This window comes from Castellaniella sp. FW104-7C03 (genome assembly GCF_040276085.1).
Taxonomy (GTDB): Bacteria; Pseudomonadota; Gammaproteobacteria; order Burkholderiales; family Burkholderiaceae_B; genus Castellaniella.
This window is the reverse complement of sequence record NZ_JBELOK010000001.1, coordinates 94,066-117,057: the sequence shown is the minus strand read 5'-3', so window position 1 is coordinate 117,057 and position 22,992 is coordinate 94,066. Positions and strand designations below refer to the sequence as shown.

The 22,992-nt window shown below is 61.3% G+C and carries 18 protein-coding genes and 2 riboswitches; of the genes, 12 read left to right on the top strand and 6 right to left on the bottom strand.

Translation table 11 applies throughout. The features are described 5' to 3' along the window. Positions 1-14: 14 nt before the first annotated feature. Positions 15-290: a hypothetical protein gene (locus ABS758_RS00520; RefSeq protein WP_350379656.1), complete on the bottom strand. Its 276-nt coding sequence runs from the start codon at positions 288-290 to the stop codon at positions 15-17. A 151-nt stretch (positions 291-441) separates the two neighbouring features. On the opposite strand from ABS758_RS00520, the gene apbC reads away from it, so the two are divergent. The 11 genes from apbC (at position 442) to ABS758_RS00465 (ending at position 17,882) form a co-directional block, all read left to right on the top strand. Beyond that, positions 442-1,524 carry an iron-sulfur cluster carrier protein ApbC gene (gene apbC, locus ABS758_RS00515; protein ID WP_350379654.1) on the top strand — a complete coding sequence of 361 codons (1,083 nt, stop codon included), beginning with the start codon at positions 442-444 and terminating at the stop codon, positions 1,522-1,524. A gap of 119 nt (positions 1,525-1,643) precedes the next feature. Continuing rightward, positions 1,644-3,461, top strand: a complete 1,818-nt coding sequence (locus ABS758_RS00510; RefSeq protein WP_417251826.1) for an autotransporter assembly complex protein TamA — start codon at positions 1,644-1,646, stop codon at positions 3,459-3,461. Beyond that, the gene (locus tag ABS758_RS00505) at positions 3,458-7,093 is read left to right on the top strand and encodes a translocation/assembly module TamB domain-containing protein (RefSeq protein ID WP_350379651.1); all 3,636 of its coding nucleotides are present in this window, start codon (positions 3,458-3,460) and stop codon (positions 7,091-7,093) included. Before ABS758_RS00510 ends, ABS758_RS00505 begins: the two co-directional genes overlap by 4 nt. 32 nt (positions 7,094-7,125) lie before the next feature. Then, a complete protein-coding gene (gene dcd, locus ABS758_RS00500; RefSeq protein ID WP_350379649.1) occupies positions 7,126-7,689 on the top strand; it encodes a dCTP deaminase in 564 nt (187 codons plus the stop codon). A gap of 78 nt (positions 7,690-7,767) precedes the next feature. Continuing rightward, entirely contained in the window at positions 7,768-10,032 is a 2,265-nt protein-coding gene (locus ABS758_RS00495) for an Orn/Lys/Arg family decarboxylase (RefSeq protein WP_350379648.1), read from the top strand. Positions 10,033-10,084: 52 nt separating this feature from the next. Continuing rightward, positions 10,085-11,491, top strand: a complete 1,407-nt coding sequence (locus ABS758_RS00490) for a BaiN/RdsA family NAD(P)/FAD-dependent oxidoreductase (RefSeq protein WP_350379645.1) — start codon at positions 10,085-10,087, stop codon at positions 11,489-11,491. Between the two features lie 75 nt (positions 11,492-11,566). Next, entirely contained in the window at positions 11,567-12,784 is a 1,218-nt protein-coding gene (locus ABS758_RS00485; RefSeq protein WP_350379643.1) for a CaiB/BaiF CoA transferase family protein, read from the top strand. Between the two features lie 113 nt (positions 12,785-12,897). After that, positions 12,898-12,992: riboswitch (glycine riboswitch) on the top strand. A 12-nt stretch (positions 12,993-13,004) separates the two neighbouring features. Continuing rightward, a riboswitch (glycine riboswitch) is annotated at positions 13,005-13,109 on the top strand. A gap of 42 nt (positions 13,110-13,151) precedes the next feature. Next, entirely contained in the window at positions 13,152-14,231 is a 1,080-nt protein-coding gene (gcvT, locus tag ABS758_RS00480; RefSeq protein ID WP_350379641.1) for a glycine cleavage system aminomethyltransferase GcvT, read from the top strand. A 71-nt stretch (positions 14,232-14,302) separates the two neighbouring features. Next, entirely contained in the window at positions 14,303-14,674 is a 372-nt protein-coding gene (gene gcvH, locus ABS758_RS00475; RefSeq protein ID WP_350379638.1) for a glycine cleavage system protein GcvH, read from the top strand. A 92-nt stretch (positions 14,675-14,766) separates the two neighbouring features. Continuing rightward, a complete protein-coding gene (gene gcvP / locus ABS758_RS00470; RefSeq protein WP_350379636.1) occupies positions 14,767-17,652 on the top strand; it encodes an aminomethyl-transferring glycine dehydrogenase in 2,886 nt (961 codons plus the stop codon). Between the two features lie 17 nt (positions 17,653-17,669). Beyond that, the gene (locus ABS758_RS00465; protein WP_350379634.1) at positions 17,670-17,882 is read left to right on the top strand and encodes a tautomerase family protein; all 213 of its coding nucleotides are present in this window, start codon (positions 17,670-17,672) and stop codon (positions 17,880-17,882) included. Between the two features lie 77 nt (positions 17,883-17,959). Here the strand turns inward: ABS758_RS00465 and ABS758_RS00460 are convergent, their stop codons facing one another. From ABS758_RS00460 to hda, 5 genes are all read right to left on the bottom strand, one after another. Continuing rightward, positions 17,960-18,472, bottom strand: a complete 513-nt coding sequence (locus tag ABS758_RS00460) for a dihydrofolate reductase (protein WP_350379632.1) — start codon at positions 18,470-18,472, stop codon at positions 17,960-17,962. 69 nt (positions 18,473-18,541) lie between these two features. Further along, positions 18,542-19,015, bottom strand: coding sequence for a 2-amino-4-hydroxy-6-hydroxymethyldihydropteridine diphosphokinase (folK, locus tag ABS758_RS00455; protein WP_350379630.1), 474 nt, complete (start codon positions 19,013-19,015; stop codon positions 18,542-18,544). Continuing rightward, positions 19,012-20,394, bottom strand: a complete 1,383-nt coding sequence (gene pcnB, locus ABS758_RS00450) for a polynucleotide adenylyltransferase PcnB (RefSeq protein WP_350379628.1) — start codon at positions 20,392-20,394, stop codon at positions 19,012-19,014. The genes folK and pcnB overlap by 4 nt, the downstream gene beginning before the upstream one ends. 12 nt (positions 20,395-20,406) lie before the next feature. Then, on the bottom strand, positions 20,407-21,111 hold the full coding sequence (locus tag ABS758_RS00445) for an HAD family hydrolase (protein WP_350379626.1): 705 nt from the start codon (positions 21,109-21,111) through the stop codon (positions 20,407-20,409). Further along, entirely contained in the window at positions 21,108-21,791 is a 684-nt protein-coding gene (gene hda, locus ABS758_RS00440; RefSeq protein WP_350380201.1) for a DnaA regulatory inactivator Hda, read from the bottom strand. The genes ABS758_RS00445 and hda overlap by 4 nt, the downstream gene beginning before the upstream one ends. An 83-nt stretch (positions 21,792-21,874) precedes the next feature. On the opposite strand from hda, the gene purM reads away from it, so the two are divergent. Next, positions 21,875-22,924, top strand: coding sequence for a phosphoribosylformylglycinamidine cyclo-ligase (gene purM, locus ABS758_RS00435; protein ID WP_350379623.1), 1,050 nt, complete (start codon positions 21,875-21,877; stop codon positions 22,922-22,924). The last annotated feature ends 68 nt before the right edge of the window (positions 22,925-22,992 follow it).

Genomic DNA, 22,992 nt, shown 5'->3' with positions numbered 1-22,992 from the left:
CAGCCCGCCAGAGATCACGGGATCTCGCGCATTTCGATGTCGGTGACATCCTGACGGCGAGCCGTTGGGGCCTCTGCGGACCATCGGCTGGATCGGTTGGGCATGGGCGGGCGCCGGCGCTCGGCCCAGTAGGCCTTGACGCCGAAGGGGCGCCCTTGCAGGCGCGCCACAATGTACAGCACTGCGATGGCCAGTAGTGTAGATGCCATGAAAATCATGGCCATGATCAGGCCAAAGAAGGCCAGAACCAGAAACAGGGCGGCTCGCAGGGTTTGCTGGATGATGTTCATATGAATAAGACCTCTGTGGCCGAAAAAAGTTGCAGGGGATGGCGGCATGCGGGCCAACCCCGGTTGGTAATGATCATATCGGGGTCAATCCGCAGATTTCCAGGGGAATCCGCTATGCTTGTGGTTTCGATTGTTTTCATTGGGACGATTCATGAGCACCCCCCAGGAAATCCGCACGGTTTTATCGCGGGTCATTAACCCGGATACCCGAAAATCTCTGGCTGTCACAGAGGCCGATCTACAAATCCGGCCTGCCGGACAAGCCTTTGATATCACTGTAACGCTGGGCTACCCAGTATTCAACGGTGAGCCTGCCTTGCGCGAAGCTATCGGTCAAGCCCTGTCAGCCGCGGGGGTAACCCTTGGCCAGCTGGATTTCCAGTCGCGCATTGATACGCATGCCGTGCAGCGGGGCTTGCGTCCGCTGGATACGGTGCGCAATATCATTGCCGTGGCATCCGGCAAGGGCGGAGTAGGTAAAAGTACCACGGCCGTCAATCTGGCACTTGCCCTGCACGCACAGGGGGCCCGTGTGGGCTTGCTCGACGCGGATATTTACGGTCCAAGCGTGCCTATCATGCTGGGCTTGTCGGGCAAGCCCAAAAGCGCCGACGGCAAAAGCATGGAACCCATGGTTGGCCACGGTCTGCAAAGCAACTCCATCGGCTTCTTGATGGATGACGAGGCGCCGGCCATCTGGCGTGGCCCCATGGTTACCCAGGCGCTAACCCAGCTGCTTTCGCTTACCAAATGGAACGATCTGGATTATTTGATTGTGGACATGCCTCCCGGAACAGGCGATATTGCCCTTACCATGGCGCAAAAGGTGCCCTTGACGGGCGCCATCATCGTCACCACACCGCAAGATCTTGCCTTGGCCGATGCGCGCAAGGGTTTGATCATGTTCCAGAAAGTGGATGTTCCTGTGTTGGGGATCGTAGAAAACATGTCTGTGCACGTGTGCTCCAATTGCGGGCACACCGAGCCCATCTTCGGGCAGGATGGCGGCCGTCAACTGGCAGCCACCTATCATCTGCCGTGGCTGGGTGGTTTGCCGCTGCAAATCGACATTCGCCAGGAAACCGATTCGGGTCGTCCCAGCGTAGTGGCATCGCCAGATGGCACGGCAGCAGGCCTGTACCACGAGATCGCCCACCGGCTGGCGGTTCATGTGGCGGGGCAGCCGCTGGATGATTCCAAAACCCGGCCCCAGGTTGTGGCCCGCAAAGTTTAATGCGGATACGGCGTGCCCTGATATCGGCATGCCAGCGTGTGCTGGCAAACTGCAGGCCAGGTAGTCGATGGGCAGCCACAAATATATTGTGGGCACCGAACGCGGCTGCTTGCAGCGCGCTGGCCTGTTTGCTGGCCAGCCCCTTCGCCCTGGCCGCACCGCCACAAGTCATCATCGATCCCGGCAGTTCGCCGCCCAAGGTGTTACAGGCAATTACCGATGCAGTGGGCGCCATTACCCGCCTGGCCGACGACCAAGACCTGCGCGAGGTCTCGCGTTTGCGGCGCCGTGCCTGGGATGCAGCGCACGCCGCCTTGCAGACGCAAGGCTATTTTGATGCCAAGGTGACCCTGGATGTCACCGAAGGGCCGCCTGGGCAAGGCGAGTTCTGGGACATCACGATTGATCCCGGCATACGCACCCGGGTGCGTCAGCTGGGCTTAAGCTTTAAGGGTGCCATTGCTACGCCTGCCTACCAGGGGCGGCGTGATGCCTTGCGCTCGGATTGGCTGCTCAAGCCCGGGATGCCATTCATCAACGACGATTGGCACGATGCCAAGGCAGGTTTGCTGCAGTCTGTGGCCGAGCAGGATTTTTACTTTGCCCGGCTTGATCCCACACAGGCAGTGGTCAATCCCGAGACCTCCCAGGCTGATCTGGCGGTCAATGTCGACAGTGGCCCTCCGGTAAAAATGGGCGAACTGCAGGTGCTGGGGCTAAAACGCGTACCTGAATCCCTGATCCGGCGCTATGTGCAATATCAGCCGGGCGACCCCTATAACCAGACCTTGCTGGAAGATTGGCAGCAATCTTTGCAGTCCACCACATTTTTTCGCGGGGCGTTTGTCACCATGGTCGATGGTGACGCCGATCCCACCTCCGCAGACGCTGATAAAACCAGCGATGAGACTATCCAGGATCAAAAAAGCAAGCCGCTGCCGCCCTCCGAAACCGAGCCGGTCACCTTACCTGTGCGGGTACGGGTAACCGAGGCGCCGGCGCGTTATGCCAGCGGGTCATTGGGGGCGGACAGTGATCACGGCGTGCGCGTTGAGGGGCTATACCGCCAGAATGTCGTCTTTGGGCTGCCTGTCTGGATAGAAACCGGTGCGGGGGTTGATCGCGACCGCCAGCGTGCCTTTTTTGATGTGCACCTGCCGCCAAGCCCCTCGGGCTATAACGACAGCTTTGGTGTTTTATATGATCACTCCGACATCGAAGGGCTGGAAACCAGCCGCTCCGGCCTGGGGTGGAGGCGCAACCAACTGCGCAAGGCGGCGGGCGACAGCCGTGTCGAATATGAAACCACCTTGGCGGGCTTGCTGGCCTACGACAAAACCCGTATCTCGGGGGCTTATAAATACGAAGTCCCCAGCTGGGCCGCCACCTGGCAGTGGCTGCGGCGTGACGTCAATAACAAATATGATCCGCGTGAAGGCAACCTGATCGAGTTTGGGGTCGGTGTGGGTACCACGCTGGATGATGGCCAACCGTTTTACCGCACCAGCCTGCGTGCGCAGCAATGGTGGACAATTGCTGATCGGGACGTGCTCACGGTTCGTGGTGAAATCGGCAAGGTGTGGTCGCACACCAATCGCCTGCCCCAGGATTTTTCCTGGCGCACCGGCGGCTCGCGCACCATACGTGGTTATCGCTATCAAAGTATCGGCCTGCAACGCGGCGACGCCGTGATCGGTGCACCGACACTGGGTGTGCTCAGTGTTGAATACACGCATTACTTTACCGAGGTGTTGGGGGCCAATGTGTTTGTAGATGCAGGGGATGCAGCGCCCGCCTTTGATCAGTTCGACTGGCACCTGGGTTATGGCGCCGGGCTGGCGGTGAGAACCCCGGCAGGCCCCTTCTTTGTCGATTTGGCTTGGGCACAAAAAGACCGGCGCTTGCGTCTGCAGTTTTCTTTGGGGATCGCGTTTTGAGCCGGCTGTTGCGCATGCGCCGTGCGCTGGCCCGGGGTCTGCGCATGTTTGGGCTTTGGGTTCTGCCGCCGCTGGTGCTGCTCTTGGCGCTGGCGGTGGGCCTGGTCTGGTGGTGTGCTGCCAGCACGTCGGGCACCCAGTGGCTACTGCGTACTGCCGTCGGGCAGCTGGACGGTCGGATCCATGGCGTGCGGGGTACTCTCAGCGAGGGCATTTATGTGGATGGCCTGCATATTGTGCTGCCGCAGGCCGACATCCGCGTCACTGGTTTGCACCTGAAGGTATTATGGCCCGAGCTTCTCAACCGCCGTTTGCATCTTAATGACCTTTCCGTGGTTCGTGTCGATGTGGTGACGCAAGCGTCAGATCCTGATGCAGCCCCTTCCGAACCATTCAAGATGCCGGCTTTGCCGCTTACCGTGCAGGTGGATCATTTGTCGTTGGGTGGTCTGGGTCTGCGCCTGGATGGTGCCGAGCTGCCTGTCCAGATCCTGGGGGTCTCCACCGCACTGACAATCAATGCAGACACTGCCAGCCTTGCCTTAAACCAGCTGCAGCTGGCCCATGGCAGCACGCTGGTATCGGCCAGTGGCAACCTTGCCTTGCGTGGCTTTGCCGCGCCCTGGCCCTTCGAACTCAATTTGCATGCGCGCGGCCAGGATCGCGCCGCGGGCTCGCCCGTGTGTGTGCGGGCTGCTCTGCAAGGCACCCGCACAGCCCCGGTTCAAGACAAGCAGGCGGCCTCTGTAAAAAACACAGTCACCCATACGGCCAAGGACGCACCGGCTGGCTCTGTTGCGGATGCCCCCGGCCAGACCCCCGGAGCGCCGGATTTCACGGGCCGACCCAGTTGCCAGCTGGATCTCGACCTGCAGCTGGCGGGCTCTCTGGATGCGATGCATTTGCAAGCCCGGGGTGAGGGCGAAGGCCTGTCATTGATGGCCGAGGCCGAGCTCCTGCCCTCCCAGGCGTTTCCGCTGGGTCGCAGCAAGGTGCATCTGGCCTTGTCCGAGAGCGAGGGCCTTGATCTTCAGGTGCTGCCTGGTGCGGCGGACAGCCAGGGCGTGCGGCCCGTGGACGTGCAGTTATCTGCCCGTGACCTTGTGCTGGATCCCTGGTTGCCCAGGGACGTGGGCGCGACACGGCTTAATCTCCAATCCACGGGAACACTGCACCTGACATCCACCCACCAGTTGAAAGATGTCTCTTTGTCTGTGGATGTGGGCAAGGGCAGTCGATGGAATGGCGAGCCTTTGTCCGGCCACGTGCGGCTGGGACAGTTGGGCCGTGCGCAGGGGGTACTGCTGGATCCCGCCACCGGCCCGCTGGACTGGCTCAGTTTGCGCGCGGACGACCTGGATCTGGCCCTGGATTTGGGGCCGGATCATCTGCGGCTATCCGGTGGTCTGGCTGCCGATCAGAGCAAACTGGTGGTGGACGCAAACATCCCGAAGCTGGCAGCCATCTGGCCTGGCTTGCCCGGCACGGGCCGCCTGAAGGTCGACACCTCGGGCTCTGTGGCCAAGCATCAGCTCACCTTGCAGGCACACTATCAGCCGCCTGATGCACAGGCCGATATCCCTGGCCGGGCCCCGGTGGATGTCCAGCTGAAAGTCCAGGGCGGCTGGCAGGCGGATGCCGGCTGGGCGGGGCAAGTGGCCAGCATCCAAATCGATCATGCCTCGGCCCGTCTGCGCACTGAGCGGCCTGTTGCCGTGCGGCTGGACCCCCATGGGCAGTGGCAGGTGGGCCAAGGGGTTGTTGATATTGCGCTCAAGGGTGAAATCCTCCTGAAACTGCAGCATCAGGAATCTGGTGGCTTGGCCGGGCAGTGGCACACACAGGGAAAAATCAATCCGCTGGTGATTACACCCAAGCGGATCAGTCAGTTGCAGGCGTGGCTGGGCCAGGCCAAGCGTGATCAGGGCGGTATCGAGACGGCATTGGCCAAACAGGCTGAAAATAGCCAGTTACGCATGGCGCTGGACTGGAACCTCAAGCAAGACAAGGCGCTCGAAGGTGCGATCCATCTGGTGCGTCTGGATGGCGATTTGCTGGTACCGGGCGACATCCCCATTCAGTTGGGGCTCGAGACTGCCCGGGCTGATCTCGTTATTCAGCCTGGCGGTGGTGGCAACAGCAAGGCGTCCATGGACGTGCAGGTGGCTACCCGCGATATGGGCAAGATGCGGATTCAGGCTGATACGCCCATCCGCCGCACCGCCAGTGGTGGTTTTGGCATCTCCATGCAAGACGAAAAGCACATCCACGTCCAGGCCGAGTCCGAAGATCTGGCATGGGTCAACCTCCTGCTGGACGGCTCCATGGAGATCGGCGGCACCGTCCATGCCGATATCCGCGGGCACAGCCTGCCTGGCGGGCGCTGGTCTTTTAGCGGCCCCTTGCGTGGCGAGAACATGAGTTTTCTGATGCTGGATCAGGGGATCCGCCTGATCCAGGGCACGCTGCAGGCGCATATGGACGGCACAAACGTGGTGCTGGATCAGCTGCGGTTTCCTGCGGTGCGCCGGGTAACCCCCAAAGAGTGGCGCACGGCAACATGGATCGCAGAGGATCCAGATGCGCAAAACGGCTACCTCAAGCTTAGCGGGCAATGGAGTTTGCTGGAGCAAACCGGCGCGGTACGGATACAGTTTCACCGCTACCCGCTCCTGCAGCGGGCGGATCGCTACGCGATGGTCAGTGGACAGTTGGATATCGATGCCACGTTGCCGCGTATCGGCCTTCAAGGCAAGATCGTGGCGGATGCTGGCTGGTTTGATCTGGACATGCTCAACAATATTCCGGCGCTCGACAGCGATGTCGTGATCCTGAAAGCCGGAGAAAAAGAAGCGCCCAAGCCAGCGGCGCCTTCGCTGGACATGCAGGCCAATCTGGAGATTGATCTTGGGCCGCGTTTTTATCTCACAGGTTATGGGCTGGATTCGGGCCTGGTGGGCAGCCTGCAGCTGCAATGGGCGCGGGACAAGCTGACAGCCCTGGGTGCCTTGCGCACGCGCGGTGGCGCGATCAACGCTTATGGTCAACATCTGCAATTGCGCCGTGGCCGGATTACGTTTCAGGGTGATATCGCCAATCCGGTACTGGATATCCGGGCCCTGCGCACCGATGTGGCGGTTCATGCGGGGGTGCAAGTGGTGGGTACCGCCCGTCGCCCACGCATCGACCTCATCTCCGAGCCCGATGTCAGCGAGACAGAAAAACTGACCTGGTTGCTGCTGGGGCATGGGCCTGATAATGGTGGAGCGGACATGTCTTTGCTATTGTCTGTGGGCAGTTCGTTTTTGTCCAAGGGCGAGCCCTTTTACAAGCGCTTTGGTTTGGACGAGCTCAGTATGCGCTCGGGCGAGCTAGGCAGCAGCGGCAGCATCTTGCCGGTAGAAAGTGTGGTTCGCAGCCTGGATACAGGAGCAAGCCCCATCGAGCAGCAATTTGTGCGGGCCAGCAAAACCTTGAGCACGGATCTCACCGCCAGCCTGGAGCAGGCCCTGGCACAAACCGGCACGGTGGCCCGCTTGAGTTATCGCCTGATGCGCGGGCTTCAGGCAGAGGTGACAGCCGGTACGGTCAGTGGTTTGGCATTGGTCTATCGCTGGTTCTCCATGGATTGATAAAATGACGCAATACTGAACAGAGGATGTCCATGAGCATCAAAAACGACCGTTGGATCCGCGGTGCGGCGCAAGCCGGCATGATCGAGCCTTTCGAGCCCGGGCAAGTGCGCTCCGTCAATGGCCAGAAGATTGTCAGCTATGGCACAAGCAGCTATGGCTATGATGTCCGCTGTGCCCGCGAATTCAAGATTTTTACCAACATCAATTCCTCGATTGTCGATCCCAAATCCTTTGATGCCGGGTCGTTTGTGGATTTTGAAGGCGATGTGTGCATTATTCCGCCCAATTCATTTGCATTAGCGCGTACAGTCGAATACTTCCGTATCCCGCGCAGCGTGCTTACCATTTGCCTGGGCAAAAGCACCTATGCGCGTTGTGGCATCATCGTCAACGTCACGCCCCTCGAGCCCGAATGGGAAGGCCATGTAACGCTCGAGTTTTCCAATACCACGCCCCTGCCGGCCAAAATTTATGCCGGCGAAGGCTGCGCCCAGATGCTGTTCTTCGAAAGCGACGAGGTTTGCGAAACCTCCTACGCCGATCGGGGTGGCAAATATCAGGGGCAACACGGGGTGACGCTGCCGCGCACCTGATCATTCACATTTAAAGCCCTGGCCAGGCATGTGCCAGGGCGGTTTCGGGCTGCGCAAGCATCCCACACGGTGGTTGCCATGAAATTTCGCTTTCCCATTGTCATCATCGACGAAGACTACCGGTCTGAAAATGCGTCGGGTTTTGGTATCCGTGCGTTGGCTTCGGCCATCGAAGCCGAGGGTGTCGAGGTGCTGGGGGTTACCAGTTACGGCGACCTCAGCTCGTTTGCGCAGCAGCAAAGCCGGGCCAGTGCCTTCATTTTGTCGATCGATGACGAGGAATTTGACGAAGACTCGCCCGAGGATGTGGCCAATGCCATCAAAAACCTGCGTACATTTATTGGCGAGCTGCGTTTTCGCAACGAAGACATTCCCATCTATCTGTATGGCGAAACCCGCACGTCGCAGCATATTCCCAACGATATCCTGCGCGAGCTGCATGGCTTTATTCACATGTTCGAGGACACCCCCGAGTTTGTGGCGCGCCATATCATTCGCGAAGCCCGCGCCTATCTGGATAGCCTGGCGCCGCCGTTTTTCCGCGAGTTGCTGGATTACGCCTCGGATGGCTCTTACTCGTGGCACTGCCCGGGGCACTCGGGGGGCGTGGCGTTTCTGAAAAGCCCGGTGGGGCAGATGTTCCACCAGTTTTTTGGTGAAAACATGCTGCGCGCCGACGTGTGCAACGCGGTAGACGAACTTGGCCAGTTGCTCGATCACACCGGCCCGGTGGCCGAGTCCGAGCGCAATGCCGCCCGCATCTTTCATGCGGATCACTGCTTCTTTGTCACCAATGGCACCTCCACTTCCAACAAGATTGTCTGGCACGCCAATGTGGCGGCCGGTGATGTGGTGGTGGTCGATCGCAACTGTCACAAGTCGATCCTGCATGCCATCACCATGACAGGTGCAATCCCTGTGTTTCTGCGGCCTACGCGTAATCACCTGGGCATCATCGGGCCCATTCCTCTCGAGGAATTCGACCCCGAAAACATTCGCAAAAAGATCGAGGCCAATCCGTTTGCCCGCGAGGCTGTCAACAAGCGTCCGCGCATTTTGTCGATTACGCAGAGCACGTATGACGGCGTCATCTACAACGTCGAGATGATCAAAGAAAAACTCGGCTCGGAGATCGACACCTTGCACTTTGATGAAGCCTGGCTGCCGCATGCCGCATTTCATGAGTTCTACGAGGACATGCACGCCATCGGGCCCAACCGTCCGCGCAGCCACGACACCATGATCTACGCCACGCACTCCACGCACAAGTTGCTGGCAGGGCTGTCGCAGGCCTCGCAAATCGTGGTGCAGGATGCTGAAACCCGCCACCTCGATCGCAATATCTTCAACGAAGCCTTTCTGATGCACACCTCCACATCGCCGCAGTACGCCATCATTGCGTCTTGCGACGTGGCTGCGGCCATGATGGAACCCCCCGGCGGCACCGCCCTGGTCGAAGAATCCATCCGTGAAGCACTGGATTTCCGCCGCGCCATGCGCAAGGTTGAGTCCGAATTCGGTAAAAACGACTGGTGGTTCAAAGTGTGGGGCCCCAACCGCTTGGTGGCAGACGGCATCGGTAACCGCGAAGACTGGATTCTGGGATCCGGCGACGAGTGGCATGGCTTTGGCGATCTCGCCGAAGGCTTCAACATGCTCGATCCCATCAAGGCCACCGTCGTCACACCGGGCCTGGATATCTCGGGCACTTTTGCCGAAAGCGGGATCCCGGCTGCACTGGTGTCACGCTATTTGGTCGAGCACGGTGTGGTGGTCGAAAAAACAGGCTTGTACTCGTTTTTCATTCTCTTCACCATTGGCATCACCAAAGGCCGCTGGAACACCCTGCTGACCGCCTTGCAACAGTTCAAGGACGACTACGATCGCAACCAGCCCCTGTGGCGCGTATTGCCCGAGTTCAGCCGCTCGCACAAGCGCTACGAGCACATGGGTTTGCGTGATCTCTGTCAGGAAATCCACGAAGCCTATCGCCTGTACGATTTTGCCCGCCTCACGACACGGGTGTATCTTAGCGACATGGTGCCGGCCATGCGTCCGGCCGATGCCTATGCCCATATGGCGCACCGTGAGGTTGAGCGCGTACCCGTCGGCCAACTGGAAGGCCGTGTCACCGGGGTGCTGCTCACGCCGTATCCGCCGGGCATCCCCTTGCTGATTCCGGGCGAGCGCTTCAACCGCGATATCGTCGATTATCTGGAGTTCACCCAGGCGTTCAATCAGCAGTTTCCTGGCTTTGAAACCGATGTCCATGGCCTGGGCTGCGAAACCGACGCCCAGGGCGAGCGCCATTACTACGTGGATTGCATCCGCGAAACCTCCTGATATGGCCTGCCGTGCGTTATAGTGAGTCCGGCGTGCCGGCAGGCGGGGCCGCATGAGCCGCGCCCCATTCGATGTTGCAGTGATTGGCGCCGGGGCCGCCGGCATGATGGCGGCTGCCGTAGCGGGCCAACGCGGCCTGCGCGTTGTGCTGGTCGATCACGCCAAGCGTCTGGCCGAAAAAATCCGCATCTCGGGGGGCGGACGCTGTAATTTCACCAATCTGGGGGCCGGCCCTGCTCAGTTCCTGTCGCGTAACCCAGATTTTTGCCGCTCGGCACTGCGGGGCTATGGGCCACAGGACTTTCTGGATCTGCTGCGCACGCATGGTGTGTCCTGGCACGAGAAACACCGCGGCCAGCTCTTTTGCGACGATTCCAGTGAATCCATCATCCAGTTGCTGCAACGCGAGTGCCAGCAAGGGCAGGTGGCCTGGCGCATGCCCTGCACCGTGCAGGCGGTTCACCGTGAAGCGGCTGCCTTCGTGCTGGATACGGATAGCGGCCCGATTGCCGCCACCCAGGTGGTGCTGGCCACTGGCGGCATGGCGATCCCCCAACTGGGAGCCACCGATTTCAGCCTGCGTGTTGCCCGCCAGTTTGGCTTGAAGATCGTCGAGCCGCGCCCGGCTTTGGTGCCGCTTACCTTTGATGTGGCGCACTGGCAGCCGTATGCGGCGCTCTCGGGCGTAGCCCTGGAGGTCTGCCTGTCTCACGAGATGCGCCCGGGCGCTAAAGACCTTGCGTTGCCTCCATCGGAAGACTCATCGCCAGTGGCTGCGCAAGATGGCAAGGCGGCGGGCAGGCGCTCGCAGGCGAACCGCAAGCATCGGCGGGGTTCCGCGCGGGCAGAGTTTCTGGAAGATCTGCTGTTTACCCATCGGGGCCTGTCCGGGCCCGGCATCCTGCAGATCTCCAGCTACTGGCAGCCGGGCGACCCCATCCGAGTCGATCTTGCCCCAGGTCAGGCCATGGGTGAGGCTTTGGTGGCCGCCAAATCGGGCAGCCGCCAAACCTTGCTGACGGCCCTGTCTGCCATCTGGCCCCGGCGTCTGGCAGAGGCCTGGCTGGCGCAAAGCGGTGCTGCTTGGGCGGGCAAGGCTGCAGCCACGGGCGGCGCGGGTTCCGGGGCAGATGCTGCCGGCAACCTGGGCAGCCTGGGCAGCCTGCGTCTTGCCGATGTGTCCGACCGCAATCTGCGCGCCCTGGGCGAAGGCATCCACGGCTGGACACTATGGCCCACCGGGACGGCGGGCTATAAAAAGGCCGAGGTCATGCGCGGTGGTGTGGATACTGCCGAGCTGGATCAACGCAGCCTGCAGGCGCAGCGCTGCCCTGGCTTGTACGTCATAGGCGAAGCGGTGGACGTCACTGGCTGGTTGGGGGGATACAACTTTCAGTGGGCCTGGGCGTCCGGGGTGGCCTGCGGGCGCGCACTCGTATCTGGTGCTGTCCAGGCATAAGAAGACGCTGCGCTGGTCGTAGGGGCGGCATGCGGCCGCGCTAGAATCAACGGCATCTGCTTTTCAGGATCTGCCATGAACGCTTCCGCCGCTACTCCCACCACTTCGCGTCAAAAACCGCTGGCGGGTATCCGCGTATTAGAGCTCGGCCAGCTGATTGCCGGGCCCTTTGCCGCCAAGATGCTGGGCGAGTTCGGCGCTGAAATCATCAAGGTTGAGCCCCCCGGGCAGGGTGACCCCTTGCGCAACTGGCGCTTGCTGCATGAGGGCACCTCTGTCTGGTGGCAGGTACAGTCGCGCAACAAGCAGTCGGTTACGCTGGATCTGCGTCAGCCCGAGATCCAGGCACTGGTTCGGCAGTTGGTGGCCGAGTGTGATGTTGTTGTCGAAAATTTCAAGCCTGGCACGCTTGAGGCCTGGGGGCTGGGCTGGGGCGATCTGCATGCCATCAATCCACGGCTGGTGATGCTGCGGGTATCCGGCTATGGCCAAACCGGGCCTTATCGCGACCGTCCCGGCTTTGGCGTGGTCGCCGAGGCCATGGGTGGGCTACGCCATTTAAGTGGCGAGCCTGGCCGTACGCCGGTACGCGTGGGAGTGTCGATTGGCGATTCGCTCTCGGCCCTGCATGGAGTGATAGGTGTCTTATTGGCCTTGCGTGCGCGTGATCGTGACGGCGAAGGGCAGATGATTGACGTGGCTTTGTACGAATCCGTCTTTAATATGATGGAAAGCCTGTTGCCCGAATACGCCGTATTTGGCGAAGTGCGTCAGCCCGCTGGCAGCAGCTTGCCGGGTATTGCGCCCAGCAATGCCTATGCCTGCCAGGATGGTTATGTGTTGATTGCCGGCAATGGAGACAGTATTTTCCAACGTCTGATGAAGGCAATTGGCCGTGACGATCTGGGCCAGGATCCTGTGCTGGCACACAATCCTGGCCGGGTGGCACAGATAGCGCGCATCGATGCGGCCATCGGCCAGTGGGCGGCTGGGCGCACGCAGGATCAGGCACTTGAAGTGCTGAATGCGGCGCGCATCCCAGCGGGCCGCATCTACGATATCGCCGATATTGCCGCCGATCCGCATTACCAGGCTCGCGAGATGATTCTTGAAGACACTTTGCCAGATGGTACGCCCTGCCAGGTACCCGGCATTGTGCCCAAGCTGTCGGCGACGCCCGGTGGGATTCAATCAGCTGCACCGGCGCTGGGTGCGCATACAGAGCAGCTGCTGGACCATCTGGGTGTCAGCCCCGAGACGCGGGCACGCTGGCGCGAGCAGGGATACATCTGAGCCTGCCTGAGGAGTCCTGGCAGGCCAACGTATCTTGCCGGTGGCAAGTCCTGGTCTCTATTGCGGATTGTTGACCTGGCCTGTTTCAGGGTATATTTTGCCTTTGCTGTCACCCGATGTGGGTGGGAGAGCGCCGTCTGTTGTTTGACGGCCGCCGAAGGCGCAATTCGCCCAGAATCGCTCAGGCACCCCGTACCATCCCCATGATGCCGCACGCGCATCGCAGCATTCTGGAGAGACTCGCCCGGTTTTACCTGGGGCGGGCGCCGAAGGTGAACCCCCGCTGTGTGGGGCAACTCTCAGGCAAAAGGACAGAAGGGCGCTGCCGGCAACCCTGCCGTTCTATCGCAATGGAGCCCTTCTCACCATGTCCCGGACACCTCTGTTTGATACCCACGTTGCACTTGGCGCCAAGATCGTTGATTTTGGCGGCTGGGATATGCCACTGGCCTATGGCTCGCAACTCGAAGAACACCACGCCGTGCGTCAGGCCGTGGGCATGTTCGATGTCTCGCACATGCTCAACGTCGACGTCACGGGTGCCTCCGCCCCCGATTTCCTGCGCCATTTGCTGGCCAATGATGTGGGCAAGATTGCCGGCACACCGGGCAAGGCTCTGTACTCGTGCATGCTGCTGCCCAATGGCGGCGTCATCGACGACCTCATCGTCTACTTCTTTGCCTCCGACCGCTGGCGCGTGGTGGTCAATGCCGGCACTGCCGACAAAGACATCGCCTGGATGAAAGAGCAGGCCCAGCCATTTGGTGTCACCATCACGCCGCGCCGCGATCTGGCCATGATCGCCGTGCAAGGCCCCAAGGCGCGTGACACCGTCTGGGCCGTGCGCCCCGAGTGGAAAGCCGCCACCCAGGACCTCAAACCTTTCAATGGCACCATGGTCGACGAAAACACTCTGGTGGCCCGCACGGGCTATACCGGTGAAGACGGCTTTGAAATCGTCCTCCCTGTCACAGCGGTGCAAGCTTTCTGGGAAGCCCTGGCGTCCGCCGGCGTGCATCCCTGCGGCCTGGGTGCACGCGATACCTTGCGCCTCGAAGCCGGCATGAATCTCTACGGCCAGGATATGGACGAAACCGTTCATCCCCTAGAGTCCGGCCTGGCCTGGACCGTCTCGCTTAAAGACGAAACCCGCCGTTTCGTGGGCCGTGACGCCCTCGAGTCCGCCTCGCGTGATCACCAGCTTCTGGGTCTCAAGCTGCTTGAGCGCGGCATTATGCGCGGCCACATGAAAGTGCGCACGCCACAGGGCGAAGGCCAGATCACCAGTGGCACTATGGCGCCCACGTTGGGCTTTTCCATTGGCCTGGCACGCGTACCGGCCGGCTGCGAGCCGGGCGAGCACGTCGAGGTTGAAATTCGTGGCAAATGGCTGCCGGCCGAGCTCGTCCGCCCACCGTTTGTGCGCAACGGCCAGGCGCTGGTCTGATTCCCCGGCAGGCGTCAGGCCGGCCGGTTCATTTTTCTTGTTTGTTATCCATCACGATCACGGGGTACACCATGTCCATTCCCAACGACCGCAAATACACGGCTTCCCACGAGTGGGTCAAGGCCGACGGCGACTGCTTTCTGGTTGGCATTACTGACGATGCCCAAGACCAGCTGGGCGATCTGGTTTTTGTCGGCGATGTCCAGGTGGGTGCCCATCTGGCCGCGGGCGAAACCGCTGCTGTTGTCGAGTCCGTCAAGGCGGCCTCCGATATTTATGCGCCCATTGCCGGCGAGATCATCGCCTTCAACGAGGCCCTGAACGACGAGCCCGCGCTCATCAACCAAGGTGCATTCGATCAGTGGATCTTCAAGATCCGCCCCGATCACGCAGCTGATGTCGATGGCCTGCTGGACGCCCAGGCCTATCAGGCCCAGGCCTGATGCGCACCTGCCCGCGTGCACGTCTGTGTGCCGGGCGGCAGTTTGATTTGGCGGGGTGTTAACTCCGCCCTTGTTTGTTCCCGGAGATTTCCATGTCGCGCGATGTTGCTTCGCAATCCGAATTTGTTGCCCGTCATATTGGGCCGTCCGAGTCTGATCAGCAGGCCATGTTGGCCGCTATCGGCGTATCCAGCCTGGATGCCCTGATCGACGAAGTGGTACCTCAAAACATTCTGTCCGAAGCACCTTACCTGGATCTGCCTGATGCCATGGATGAGGTTGAAGCGCTGGCGGATCTTAAAACCATTGCGTCGCGCAACCAGGTGCTGCGCAGCTTTATTGGCCAGGGCTACTACGGCACCCATGTGCCCCACGTGATTTTGCGCAACATTCTCGAAAATCCTGCCTGGTACACCGCATACACACCCTACCAGCCGGAGATCTCCCAGGGGCGCCTCGAGGCCTTGCTGATTTTCCAGACCATGATCACCGATCTCACCGGCCTGGATATCGCCAACTCATCCCTGCTGGACGAAGCCACTGCCGCCGCCGAAGCCATGACACTGGCCCGGCGCGTCTCACGGGCAAAATCCAGCCAGTTTTTTGTGTCGCAGCACGTGCATCCGCAAACCCTCGAGGTTGTGCGTACCCGGGCTGCCGGCCTTGGCATTGATGTGGTGGTGGGCGATGAGTCCGCCGGCCTGCCCGATTGTTTCGGCGTCTTGTTGCAATATCCGCATAGCCTGGGCGGAGTCGCCGATTATCAGGCTTTGGCACAACAGGCCCATGAGGCCGGGGCCATTGTGGCCGTGGCCACCGATCTTCTCGCACTGGCCTTGCTGGCGCCTCCGGGCCAGTGGGGCGCGGATATTGCCGTGGGCTCCAGTCAGCGTTTTGGTGTGCCCATGGGCTATGGCGGTCCGCACGCCGGTTTTATGGCGTGCAAGGATGCCTACAAACGCAACTTGCCCGGCCGTCTGGTGGGTGTCTCGCAAGATGTGCGCGGTGCGTCCGCCCTGCGCCTGGCCTTGCAAACGCGCGAGCAACATATCCGCCGTGAAAAAGCCACCTCCAATATCTGTACCGCGCAAGTGCTGCTGGCCGTGATGGCCGCCATGTATGCGGTGTGGCATGGCCCCGTTGGCATCCGGAAAATTGCCCAGCGCGTGGCCACCCGCACCACTCAGTTGGCTGCAGCCTTGCGTGCCATGGGCGTTGAGGTGTGCAACGACAGTTGGTTTGATACCTTGCATCTGCAGTGCGGCAGCCATACCCAGGCGGTGCTGGACGCTGCCGTGGATGGTGGGCTGAACCTGCGCCGTGTCAATGACACCCACGTGGCCTTGTCGCTGGACGAAACCGTAACGCCCGATGATATCGAGGTGCTGCTCAGCGTATTTGCCGCCGGCACGGCAAAAACCCGCGTGGCCCCCGATTTCACCGCAGCAGGCGATGGTATCCCCGCGTCGCTGCATCGCCAGGGCCCCATTCTTGCGCATCCGGCGTTCTCGCGCGTCAAGTCCGAAACCGATATGCTGCGCTATCTGCGCGCCCTGGCCGACAAAGACCTGGCCCTGGATCGCACCATGATCCCGCTGGGTTCGTGCACCATGAAACTCAATGCCGCGGCCGAGATGATTCCCATCACCTGGCCCGAGTTTGCCAACATGCACCCGTTTGCCCCGGCCGGCCAGGCCCAGGGCTACCAGGACATGATCGAGCGTCTTTCCTCGGCACTGTGCGAGATCACCGGCTACGATCGCGTCAGCCTGCAGCCCAATTCGGGCGCCCAGGGCGAGTACTCCGGTCTGCTGGCCATCCGTGGCTATCACCAGGCCAATGGCAATCATCAGCGCAATGTCTGCCTGATCCCCGCTTCGGCACACGGCACCAATCCCGCCTCGGCGCATTTGGCCGGGATGGATGTGGTGGTCGTGGCTTCCGATGATCACGGCAGCATCGATATGGCTGATCTGCGCGCCAAAGTGGCCGAAGTCGGCGACCATCTGGCCGCCCTGATGATCACCTATCCCTCCACCCATGGCGTGTTTGAAACCACGGTCACCGAGATCTGCGCGCTCATCCATGATGCCGGCGGCCAGGTGTACCTGGATGGTGCCAACATGAACGCCATGGTGGGTGTGGCCCAGCCTGGGCGCTTTGGGTCGGATGTCTCGCACCTTAATTTGCACAAAACCTTTTGTATCCCCCACGGGGGTGGCGGGCCGGGCGTGGGCCCTGTGGCCGTGCGCGCGCACCTGGCGCCCTACCTGCCCGGGCTGGTGGGCGAAGACGGCCGCTTGCCTGCCGGCCAATCGGGGCCGGTGTCGGCGGCCCCCTATGGCTCGGCCAGCATTTTGCCAATCTCAACCCTGTACATCACGATGATGGGTGCCAGCGGCCTGCGTCGCGCAACACAGGTGGCCATTCTTAACGCCAATTATCTGGTCACACGCCTGGCGCCGCACTATCCCATCCTGTACGCGGCCGGCCCCAAGTCGCGCGTCGCGCACGAGTGCATTCTGGATATCCGGCCAATCAAGGATGCCAGCGGGATCGGCGCCGAAGATATCGCCAAGCGCCTGATGGATTACGGCTTCCATGCGCCCACCATGAGCTTCCCGGTGGCTGGCACGCTGATGGTCGAGCCCACCGAATCCGAAGGGGTCGAAGAGCTGGATCGCTTTATCGATGCCATGATTGCCATCCGGCAAGAGATCGCGGCAGTCGAGCGGGGTGAACAGCCGCTGGAAGACAACGTACTGGTCAATGCGCCGCACCCGGCAGCAGTGTTGCTGGTACAAGACTGGACGCACCCCTACACGCGTGAGCAAGCAGCCTATCCCTTGCCCGGTATGGCAGACCGCAAGTACTGGCCACCTGTGGCCCGGGTGGATAATGCCTGGGGAGACCGCAATCTCAGTTGCGCCTGCCCGCCGGTCGAGGCCTACGCGTCACCTGTGCCGGCAACCGTCTGACTACCAAGGAAAGCACCATGCCGTATGTAAATATCAAGATTACCCGCGAGGGCGTCACCGCTGATCAAAAAGCCCGCCTGATGCAGGGTGCCACGCAGTTGCTGGTTGATGTCCTGGGTAAAAATCCCAAAACCACTTTCGTGGTCATCGAGGAAGTGGATACCGACAACTGGGGGATCGCTGGCGAGCCCGTGACCGCTATTCGGGCGCGCGCAAAGGCTGCCAGCTAAGCGGGCAAGATGCCAGCCAGTTGATCTGGCTGGCGTGCGCCTGGCGCAGGCCGCCTTTGCTTAAGGCAGCCAATACATCACGCAGGTTTTGTGCCGGGTATCCGCTGATATGTCACAAAGTCGTAGCTAAGCGGGTTCTCGCCCGCCGGCTGAGGCAGGCGTTCTGTCTCTTGCCATTGGCCTGCCGGCAGCGCCGGAAACCAGGTATCACCAGCTAAATTGGCATGGATTTCAGTGGCAATTACCTGGTCGGCCAGTGGCAGCGCCTGCTTGAAAATCTGTTCGCCGCCAATCACGCAGACAATCTGTGCGTCCTGGCAGCTTGCCAGTGCCGCATCCAGAGATTCAAAACATTCCACGCCAGGCACGCTAAACGAGGTGTCCCGGCTAAGCACCAGATTGCGTCGGCCCGGTAGCGGGCGGCCAATTGACAGCCAGGTTTTGCGGCCCATGATCACCGGATGGCCCAGCGTGCTGCGTTTAAAGTGCGCAAGGTCGCCCGGCAAATGCCAGGGCATGCCGCCATCGCGCCCGATCACGCGTTCATCGGTGTAGGCAACCACCAGCCGGATGAGGGGAGTATGAGGCATGGTCAAGGGTAGGGCAGTAGGGAAAGCGCCCAGTGTAAACCAGCTGATGCGCTTGATTGCCACCCGTGCTTACAGTGGGTGGATGTCCTGATCTGCGCAGCGTGCAAGCAGATCTGCCAGATTGCCTTGGGGCAGCACCAGATCAGGTGCCAGATCCCGCAGGGGCTGCAGCACAAAGGCGCGCAGATGCATGCGTGGATGCGGCACTGTCAAGGTTGGCGTGTCGATGGTTTTTCCGTCAAACCACAGCAGATCCAGATCCAGCGTACGCGGCGCATTACGGTAGGGACGTTCGCGGCCGTGTGCCTGTTCGATGGCTTGCAGTGCTGCCAGCAGCGCGGCTGGTTGCAGTGTTGTATGGATTTCTGCCACTGCGTTGACGTAATCGGGGCCTGTGCAGCCCACCGGTGCGCTGCCGTATAGCGGCGACAGGCGCAGGGCCTGGATGTCGGGCGTGGCCGCCAATTCTTGGGCAGCGCCCTGGATGGCCTCGGCCGCATCACCCAGGTTGGCCCCCAGGCCAATGTAGGCTGTATGGCTCATTCAGCAGTGTCGGGGGCGCTATCCTGCGCTTCTTTGTGGCCGCTGGATTTGCGCCGCCGCCGCCGTTTGCGGGTGGTGCCGGCCCCGATGCGCCGGGCACCGGCGTGCCCTGCCTGCCAGGTGTCGATCATCTGGCTGCGGTGGTCGTCGCCGCTGTTGGCCAGATCCATCCACCATTGCGCCAGCACGCTGTCCACTTCGCGGGATTCGGCGCGCAATTGCAGAAAATCCACCGAGGCACGAAACCGCGGCTGCTCCATCATGCGCCAGATCGAGCGCACGGTAGCACGCTCAAAACGTGCCTGCATCAGCCAGATTTCGCGCATGTCCGCCTGATGCCGGCGCTGGATGGCCAGCTTGTCCATTTGCTCGTCGATGACGGAGTCGGCCGCCCGGATCAGGGCCTCGTTGCGCTGTACGTCTTGTGCCACCAGCCGTACCCAGCGCTTTTGCACCAGACGCCACAGCAGTGCCGCAAACAGAAAGCTGGGGCTGACAGGCTTGCCCGAACGCACCCGTGCGTCTGTGCGTGACAGTGCGATTTCGACAAAGGCCTCGCCGCCTTCTTCTTCAAAAATGCGGTCGATCAGGGGGATCAGGCTTTTGGTGAGGCCCGAGCGCCGAAGCTCGCGTAGGCAATCCATGGCATGGCCACAGGTAAGCAGCTTGAGGGTTTCATCGAACAGGCGTGAGGCTGGCACGTGCTCGATCAGCGAAGCCAACTGGCTGATGGGAGCCTCGGTGGCGGGGTCGATGCGCGCCCCCAGCTTGGCCTGAAAGCGCAGGGCCCGCAGCATGCGGACCGGGTCTTCGCGAAACCGGGTTTCGGGGTCGCCAATCATGCGAACCACCCGGTTTTTAAGATCGGCCACACCCTGGTGGAAGTCGATCACTTCTTCTTTGAGAGGATCGTAGTACAGCGCGTTGATGGTGAAATCACGCCGCGCGGCGTCTTCTTCATGGGTGCCGAATTCGTTGTCGCGCAGGATGCGCCCGTGCTCGTCGGTTTCTTGTGTGCCCGAGGCCGGTGCGCGAAACGTAGAGGTTTCAATGATCTCCTGGCCAAACACCACGTGCACCAGCTGAAAGCGCCGGCCGATGATGCGCGCCCGGCGAAACAGCGGGCGGATCTGGTTGGGTGTGGCGTTGGTGGCCACGTCGAAGTCTTTGGGTTGCAGGCCAACGATCAGGTCGCGCACGGCGCCGCCCACAATGTAGGCGTCAAAACCGTGCTGGTTCAGGACTTCGCAGACCTTGATCGCGTGACGGGAGACCAGTCGGCGGTCGATGCCGTGCTTGTCGTGTGACAGGCGCACCGGGCCACTGGGCGGCGCGGCGAAAAGCCGCGAGACGAAATGTTTGATGGTCTGCTTAAGCATATGGCGCGTATTTTAAGACTTTGTATCCTGCATGTCCGCAAACAGATCCAGCACACGCCAATGACGGCTTTCTGCAAGCTCGCGCAGGGCAGGGCTGGGGTTGGTGGCCACCGGGTGGGTCACCACCTCGAGCAGCGGTAAATCATTCAGTGAATCACTGTAGAACCAGGATTCCGCAAAGTCTTCCAGCTGCCTGTCTTGGGCGGCCAGCCAGCTGCGCACCCGCAGTACTTTGCCGGCCTTGAAGCTGGGAGTGCCTTCAAAACGGCCGGTGTAGCGGCCATTGGCATCTTGTTGTGGCACGGTGGCAATCAGGTGGCTGATGCCCAGCGCCTGGGCGATGGGGGCAGTCACAAAGGAATTGGTGGCTGTCACGATGGCACACAAGTCGCCACGTGACTGGTGTTCGGCCACCAGGGCTTGCGCGGCAGGCAGGATCCCCGGCAGTACCACTGCGGCCATGTAATCCTGATGCCACTGTGCCAGCTGGGTGGGCTCTGCCAGTGTCAGCAGCCCCAGCATGAAGTCGGCGGCTTCTTCGGCCGACAGCACCCCTTCGTTGTATCGGCGCATCAGATTATCGTTGCGCGCCTGGGCGGCGGCGGGGTCGCCCGCCCGGCCGGTGCGGGCCAGGAAATCGGCCCACTGATAATCGCTGTCAAAGGGCAGGAGGGTGTGGTCCAGATCAAACAAGGCCAGATGAGAAGGTGCGGTCATGGATGGTGTGTCAGCAGTTCTTTAAGTAAGGGTAGGGTAATCGGGCGATGGTGTACCAGTGAGTATTGATCCAGGCGATCCATCAAGGCCATCAGCCGCCCCATGTCGCGGTCGTGGTGCACCAAAATCCAGTGCAGCACTTCGTCGGGCAGTTTCAGGCCGCGTTGTAAGGCCTGGTCGCGCAAGGCCTGGGCGCGCTCTTCATCAGACAGTTGCTGGATGCGAAACACCAGGTCCCAGCCCAGGCGGGTGCGCAGGTCTTCGCGTAGCGGCATGGTCAGGGGCGCGCGGTCGCCCGCTGTCAGCAGTGCAAACGCATCCGGGGTGCTGGCCGAGGCCCGCCAGCGATTAAACAGGGCAAACAGTGCAGCCTGGGCGTCTTCGCCCAGATTATTGACATCGTCCACCGCCACCAGGGTCAGGGCGCGGTCTTCGTCGGTGGCCAGTGCCTGCAGCCAGTGTGCAGGCGTGCGTGCATCCAGGTAAAGCCCCTGTTGTGCATGGGCGCTGGCCCGCAACAGATGGCTGCGTCCGGTACCCACGCTGCCCCACAGGTACACCGCGCGGCCGGGCGATAGGGCTGACACCGCGTCTACGGCAGCACGGTTGGTACCGGCCACAAAACGCTCCAGGCTTGGGAGTGCTTCTGGCAGGATGTCCAGTAACAATTGCTGCGTCATGCTCATGGGGCCGGAGTTCATCGTAAAATCAGGCCACTCTATTGTCCAAACCTGCAATTTTTGCACATTCGGCGGCTTTTCTCATGACATCAGGCAATCCCCCCTCCTTTACTTATCGCGAAGCCGGCGTCGACATCGACGCGGGCGACGCACTGGTCGACCGCATCAAGCCCCTGGCCGCACGCACCATGCGCCCGGGTGTGATGGCTGGCATTGGTGGTTTTGGAGCTTTGTTCGAGTTGCCCAGTCACCTCAAGCAGCCGGTGCTGGTGTCTGGCACCGACGGGGTGGGCACCAAGTTGCGCCTGGCCTTCGAGTGGCAGCGACACGACACCGTGGGTATCGACCTGGTCGCCATGAGTGTCAACGATATCCTGGTTCAAGGGGCCGAGCCCCTGTATTTCCTGGATTACTTTGCCTGCGGCAAGCTGTCCGTGGATACCGCTGCGCAGGTGGTGGGCGGCATTGCCCGTGGCTGCGAGCTTGCCGGCTGTGCCCTGATCGGTGGCGAAACCGCAGAGATGCCTGGCATGTATCCCGATGGCGAATACGATCTGGCCGGGTTTGCTGTGGGCGCAGTCGAAAAATCCGCCATCATCGACGGCGCTGATATTGCCGAGGGCGATACGGTCCTGGGCTTGGCCTCCAGCGGGGCGCACTCCAACGGGTATTCGCTGGTGCGCAAGATTTTGCAGCATGCCGGTGCGCAGCCCCAGCAAGAGCTGGACGGCCGCCCGCTGGGCGATGTCGTCATGGCCCCCACGCGTATTTACGTCAAATCAGTGCTGGCTGCGCTGGCTGCGCATGGTCGCGCCATCAAGGGCCTGGCGCATATCACGGGCGGCGGCCTGCTCGAAAACATCCCCCGCATCCTGCGTCCGGGGTTGTGTGCCCATCTGCACCGAGACGCTTGGCAATGGCCGGTGCTGTTTCAGTGGCTGCAGGCCCAAGGCGGCGTGGCCGACGCCGAAATGGCCCGCGTATTCAACTGCGGCATCGGTATGGTGCTGGTGGTGGATAACGCCCAGGCCGATGCCATCACCGCCACCTTCAAGGCCCAGGGCGAAACCGTTTATACATTGGGCCAGATCCAGCCCCAGACAGCCGGCGGGGCGCAAACCCTGGTGGATTAAGCGGCAAGCAAACCGGTGTGGATCACCGGTTTGCAGTATTCCTGTCAGTAGGCGGCCTGCGCATTGCA